The organism is Neisseria sp. WLZKY-1, assembly GCF_046546535.1.
In the GTDB taxonomy this organism is placed as follows: Bacteria; Pseudomonadota; Gammaproteobacteria; order Burkholderiales; family Neisseriaceae; genus Neisseria.
In genome coordinates this window covers 1-5,803 of record NZ_JBKGTW010000078.1, presented here as the reverse complement: position 1 = coordinate 5,803, position 5,803 = coordinate 1, and the positions used below count along the sequence as shown (strand labels likewise).

Below are 5,803 nucleotides of genomic sequence, written 5' to 3'. Positions count from 1 at the left end.
CGTCTGAAAAACGGTGGCCGTCTGAAAAACGGTGGCCGTCTGAAAAACGGTGGCCGTCTGAAAAACGGTGGCCGTCTGAAAAACGGTGGCCGTCTGAAAAACGGTGGCCGTCTGAAAAACGGTGGCCGTCTGAAAAACGGTGGCCGTCTGAAAAACGGTGGCCGTCTGAAAAACGGTGGCCGTCTGAAAAACGGTGGCCGTCTGAAAAACGGTGGCCGTCTGAAAAACGGTGGCCGTCTGAAAAACGGTGGCCGTCTGAAAAACGCCGCTTCTGTCGAAGCGGCGTTTTTCAGACGGCCTTGTGGCGGCGCGGGTTCAGCTTTTGCGTTCGGGGTGGGTCAGGTGGTAAATCTGCGCCACGGCATCGACGAGGCCGCTGTCGCCGCCGCCTTTGGACAGGGTGTGGGTGGGCGAGTGCAGGAGTTTGTTGGTGAGCTGGACGGAGAGACGTTCGAGCACTTCTTCGGGCGAGGCGCCTTTGGCGAGCTGTTTCATGGCATTTTCGAGGACGTGGCGGCGGGCGCGTTCGCCTTCGTCGCGCAGGGCGCGGATTAGGGGGACGTTTTCGCGGCTTTTCTGCCATTCGAGAAATTCGGCAACTTTCTGCCCCACCATGGCCTCTGCCTGCGCCGCGGCTTTCTGCCGCGCTTCGCGGCCGCTCTGTACGACTCCGGCCATGTCGTCGACGGTGTAGAGGTAGACATCATCGAGTTCGGCGATTTGGGCTTCGATGTCGCGCGGCACGGCCAGATCGAGCATGAAGACGGGCATTTGGTTACGCAGTTTGAGGGCGTTTTCGACCATGCCTTTGCCGACGACGGGCAGGGGGCTGGCGGTGGAGGAGATAACGACGTCGTAGCGGTGGAGGATGTCGGGGATGTCGGCCAAGAGGCAGGGTTCGGCGTGGATGCCGAGTTTGCCGCACAATTCTTCGGCGCGCGCGAGGGTGCGGTTGGCAACGGTCATCAGGCGCGGGTTTTCGGCAGCGAAGTAGGTGGCGACGAGTTCGATCATTTCGCCAGCGCCGATAAAGAGGACGTTGAGTTTGCCGACGTCGGGGAATATCTGGGCGGCCATTTTCACCGAAGCGGCGGCCATGGAAACCGACTGCTCGCCCACGGCCGTGCCGCTGCGGATTTCTTTGGCAACGGAGAATGTTTTTTGGAACAGGGCGTTGAGCCAGCTGCCGAGGGTGTTTTGCTCCTGCGCGGTTTGCACGGCGTCTTTGAGCTGGCCGAGGATTTGCGGCTCGCCCAGCACCATGCTGTCGAGCCCGCAGGCAACGCGGAAGGCGTGGCGGACGGTGTCGCTGCAACCGTAGGTGTAGAGATAGGGGCGGATTTCTTCGGGGCTGAGGGCGCGCTCTGCGGCCAGCCAGCCGGTGACGGCTTCGGCATCGCCGACGCAATAGAGTTCGGTGCGGTTGCAGGTGGAGAGAATGACGGCTTCGCGCGCGGCGCCGCTGTCGGTCAGACCGGCAAGCGCTTCGGGCAGCACATCGGCGGAAAACGCCAGTTTCTCGCGGATGCCCAAAGGCGCGGTTTGGTGGTTCAGTCCGATAACGGTCAGCTGCATGGCGGAAGACGGGATGAAAAAACGGCGCATTATAGCAAATTCAGACGGCCTTTATTCATGAAAACGCAATATGAACGCGCACAAACGGCGGGATTGAAATAGTGTATGAGGGCCATAAAAGGTCTTTCTGCGCAAAACAGTCCGCGGGATAAGGGCGTATAATCCCGCGCCGCTATAAGCCTATAATTTCAAGTTATAAACAAACCGCAAACCACAATCCAAAGGAACACCGCCATGGCCGAACAGCAGAAAAACGACGCCGCCAACCCCGAACCGGAAGGCGGTTCAAACCCCGAAATCGCCACACCGTCGGGAGCAGCCAAAGCCAAGCCCGCCATCAAAATCAACGACGCGGCCGACGCAAAAGCCAAACCCACCGCGAAAGCCAAAGCGGCGGGCAAGCCCAAAGAGCAGGTAATCAAGCTCTACGAATCCGGCAAGCGCATCCATCCGAAAAAGGCCGAAGGCCGTTTTGCCAAGCTGCGCATCGCCGCCATCCTCGCCACCCAGTTTGTGTTCTACTGCATCCCGTGGTTCAACTGGTCGGGGCGGCAGGCCGTGCTGTTCGACATTCCCAACCGCCACTTCTTCATCTTCAACCTCTCCTTCGGCATGGCCGACCTGATTTACCTCGCCCTGCTCCTGATTATCTGCGCCTTCGGCCTGTTTTGGTGGACAACCGTGGCCGGACGCCTGTGGTGCGGCTACGCCTGCCCACAAACCGTGTACACCGAAATCATGCTGTGGATAGACCACTTCGTCGAAGGCGACCGCAACAAGCGCATGAAACTCGACAAAGAGCCGTGGAACGCGCGCAAAATCCGCATCAAGCTCAGCAAATACCTGCTGATTTTCGCTGTCTGCGCCTGGACGGGCATCACCTTTGCCGGCTGGTTTACCCCCATCCGCGACTTCGTGCCCGCCCTCTTCAACGGACAGGCGGGCGGCGGCGCCCTCTTTGCTGCCGCCTTCTACGGCTTCGTCACCTGGCTGTTTGCCCACCAGATGCGCGAACAGGTGTGCAAACACATGTGTCCCTACGCCCGCTTCCAAAGCGCGATGTTCGACCCCGACACCCTGGTCATCTCCTACGACACCGAGCGCGGCGAGCCGCGCGGCGCGCGCAAGAAAAACGTCGGCCGCGACGAAACCGACTTGGGCGACTGCATCAACTGCACCATGTGCGTGCAGGTCTGCCCCGTCGGCATCGACATCCGCGACGGCCTGCAATACGAATGCATCGGCTGCGCCGCCTGCATCGACGCCTGCGACGACATCATGGACAAAATGGGCTATCCGCGCGGCCTCATCCGCTACACCACCGAAAACGTCCTCGAACACAAATACGGCGACAAAGACATCAAAAAACAACTGCTGCGCCCGCGCGTTATCGGCTACGGCGCCGTCCTGGCCGCGGCCGTCACCGCCTTCCTCGTCGGCGTGGCCACCCGCCAGACCCTGCGCGTCGACATCATCAAAGACAGGGGCGTGATGGTGCGCGAAAACAGCAAAGGCTGGCTGGAAAACGCCTACAACCTGCGCATCATCAACAACAGCGAAAAAGAGCAGACCGTCACCGCCGCCGTTACCGGCTTCGACGACATCGCCCTCACCGGTCTGCCCGAAGGCGGCGTCAAAGTCGGCGGCCGCGAAACCCTCACCATCCCCGTGCAGGTTTCCACCATCCCCGAATACGCCGACAAAGGCAGCCACCCCATCGAATTCACCTTCACCTACCGCGAAGACGGCAGTGCCGAAGGCCGCACCATCACCGAAAAATCCAACTTCATCGGAGAATGACCGTGAACGGGCAAACCCCCAAACCCTGGTACAAAGAACCCTGGCCGTGGCTGCTGATGTCCGGCCCCGCCATCGTCGTCGTTGCCGCCTTCGTCACCCTCTGGCTGGCCGCCAGCAACAGCTCCGATCTTGTCAGCGACGACTACTACAAAGACGGCAAACACATCGACCTCGACATCAAGCGCGACACCGCCGCCATCGAACGCGGCATCAACGCCCAAGTGCTCATCAGCCCCGACGGCAGCGCCGTGCGCGTCTACCTTTCCGGCCGCTTCGAAAACAGCGTGCCCGTCAAACTGACCCTGATGCATCCGGCGAAAAAAGAATTCGACCAAAGCATCGTCCTGCAAAAATCCGCCGCACCGCCCTCGGGCGACAAAACCGAATTTACCGGCCGCTTCGCCACCCTGCCCCCTACCCAACACTGGTACGTCCGCCTCGAAGACACCGCCCGCATCTGGCGCGTGGAAAACAAATGGATTACCGGCCAGGGCGGCTCGGTCAGCCTCGCCCCGGTGAAAAACCTCACCAACGCGGCGCAGCAGCGCTAGGGTGTGTTGACAATCAGCGTTGCGGCGGTGTTTTTGGCAAAAAATACCCGCCTGCCGCGTCAAAAATGCTCGCAAGGTGTCTAATCTTGCCGTGCTTTTTTCCTTGCATTCGGCCATTTTTCACTCAAGAACCGTCTCGCAAGCTGATTATCAACAGCCCCTAGGGGATTGACATTCGGCATTGCGGCAAGAGGCCGTCTGAAAGCTCAAACCGCCGTCAACTCCCGCGCAGGCGGGAATCTTTTATCGGTTACGGACGCATGGTTTCACTACCGTGTGTTACGGCTCAGACAAGATTCCCACCTACGCGGGAATGACGGAACACATCGGCGACTTGGAGCGAGACCGGACAAAGTTTTAACAGCATGGAAAATGTCGGGTTTCCAAACCCTGCCTGACTATAAAAGGCCGTCTGAAAATATTTCAGACGGCCTTTCTGCATTCAAATTAAACGGCTTACAGATTCGGATTGACGATAATCTTCACTGCTGATTCATTATTATGAATCAGCCGCTCGAAGCCTTCCGAAATCAGTTCGTCGAGTTTGATGCGCTGGGTGATGAAAGGTTCGAGGTTGATTTTGCCTTCTTCCACCAATTTGATGGTTTCCTGATGGTCGTTGCAGTAGGCGATGGTGCCGCGCACGTCCAATTCTTTCATCACCACGCTGTGCACGTTAATCGTGGCCGGATGGCTCCAGATGGAGACAATGACCATTTTGGCGGTGGGTTTGCAGGCTTCGATCAGTGTGTCCATCACTTTGTTGACGCTGGTGCACTCGAAAGCCACGTCCACGCCTTCGCCATTGGTAAGCTTTTTCACTTCGGCAACCACATCCACTTCGGTGGGGTCGAGGATAAAGTCGGCCACGCCCGATTCGCGGGCTTTGTCTTTGCGCGCCTTGCTCAACTCGGTGATGATGACTTTGATGCCTTTGGCTTTAAGTACCGCAGCCAGCAGCAGGCCGATGGGGCCCGCGCCGCCCACGAGTGCCACGTCGCCCGCTTTCGCGCCGCTGCGGACATAGGCGTGGTGGCCGACGGCCAAGGGCTCGATCAGCGCGGCTTGGTCAAGCGGGATTTTGTCGGAAATCGGGTGCACCCAGCGGCGTTTGACGGCGATTTTTTCCGACAAACCGCCGCCGCAGCCGCCCAGGCCGATGAAGTTCATGTCTTTGGACAGGTGGTAGTTGCTGCCCGGGCCGGTGGGGGTATCGTCGTGCACGATATAGGGTTCGACCACAACGTGCTGGCCGACCTTAATGTCGTTCACGCCTTCGCCCACGGCATAGACCACGCCGGAAAATTCATGTCCCATGGTTACCGGCGCCGATTCGCCGGAAATCGGGTGCGGATGGCCGCAGGGCGGGATGAAAATCGGGCCTTCCATAAATTCGTGCAAATCCGTGCCGCAGATGCCGCACCAAGCCACTTTGATGCCGACCGTGCCGGGCGCGACGGTAGGCTCGGGGATGTCTTCGATGCGGATGTCGCCTTTGTCGTAGAAACGTGCTGCTTTCATGAGTCTGCTCCTTATTTGAGGTAGGAAGAAAATCGGGCAGGTTGTGCGGGCAGGCGCGGCCGCGGAGCGGAAGGTCTGCCGGACAGCCCGAACCGGCAGTGAAACGTTTGTTTCGGCAGTATTCTACTCCCGCCGCCGTGCTTTGGAGAGAGCGGCGGCACGAAAGATTTTTTTGCAAAACGGCCGTGCAGATGCAGCGGCCGAATGCAGCCGACTGAACTGCGGTATCTGAAAAGTTGTGGCCGTCTGAATGTTGTGGCCGTCTGAAAGATTGTGGCCGTCTGAAAGATTGTGGCCGTCTGAAAGATTGTGGCCGTCTGAAAGATTGTGGCCGTCTGAAAGATTGTGGCCGTCTG

General features: G+C 59.1%; 5 protein-coding genes. 2 read left to right on the top strand and 3 right to left on the bottom strand.

Annotated elements, in window-relative coordinates; translation table 11 throughout:
* Positions 1–315: 315 nt before the first annotated feature.
* On the bottom strand, positions 316–1,575 hold the full coding sequence (gene hemA, locus ACLD9W_RS11910) for a glutamyl-tRNA reductase (RefSeq protein WP_410842219.1): 1,260 nt from the start codon (positions 1,573–1,575) through the stop codon (positions 316–318).
* 234 nt (positions 1,576–1,809) lie between these two features.
* Between hemA and ccoG the strand changes: the two genes are divergently transcribed.
* Both ccoG and ACLD9W_RS11900 read left to right on the top strand, forming a co-directional pair.
* Positions 1,810–3,375 (top strand): cytochrome c oxidase accessory protein CcoG, encoded by a 1,566-nt coding sequence (gene ccoG, locus ACLD9W_RS11905; protein WP_410842218.1) that lies wholly within the window; start codon positions 1,810–1,812, stop codon positions 3,373–3,375.
* Between the two features lie 2 nt (positions 3,376–3,377).
* On the top strand, positions 3,378–3,926 hold the full coding sequence (locus tag ACLD9W_RS11900) for a FixH family protein (protein ID WP_410842217.1): 549 nt from the start codon (positions 3,378–3,380) through the stop codon (positions 3,924–3,926).
* Positions 3,927–4,382: 456 nt separating this feature from the next.
* Here ACLD9W_RS11900 and ACLD9W_RS11895 read toward each other — a convergent pair whose 3' ends face one another.
* Together ACLD9W_RS11895 and ACLD9W_RS11890 are read right to left on the bottom strand one after the other, a co-directional pair.
* The gene (locus ACLD9W_RS11895; protein WP_410842216.1) at positions 4,383–5,447 is read right to left on the bottom strand and encodes a 2,3-butanediol dehydrogenase; all 1,065 of its coding nucleotides are present in this window, start codon (positions 5,445–5,447) and stop codon (positions 4,383–4,385) included.
* Positions 5,448–5,570: 123 nt separating this feature from the next.
* A partial coding sequence (locus tag ACLD9W_RS11890; protein WP_410842215.1) for a hypothetical protein occupies positions 5,571–5,803 on the bottom strand: 233 nt, incomplete at its 5' end.

Excerpts from the sequence above, each read along its gene's own strand:
- hemA (WP_410842219.1), bottom strand. The coding sequence starts at position 1,575 with ATGCAGCTGACCGTTATCGGACTGAACCACCAAACCGCGCCTTTGGGC.
- ccoG (WP_410842218.1), top strand. The coding sequence starts at position 1,810 with ATGGCCGAACAGCAGAAAAACGACGCCGCCAACCCCGAACCGGAAGGC.
- ACLD9W_RS11895 (WP_410842216.1), bottom strand. The coding sequence starts at position 5,447 with ATGAAAGCAGCACGTTTCTACGACAAAGGCGACATCCGCATCGAAGAC.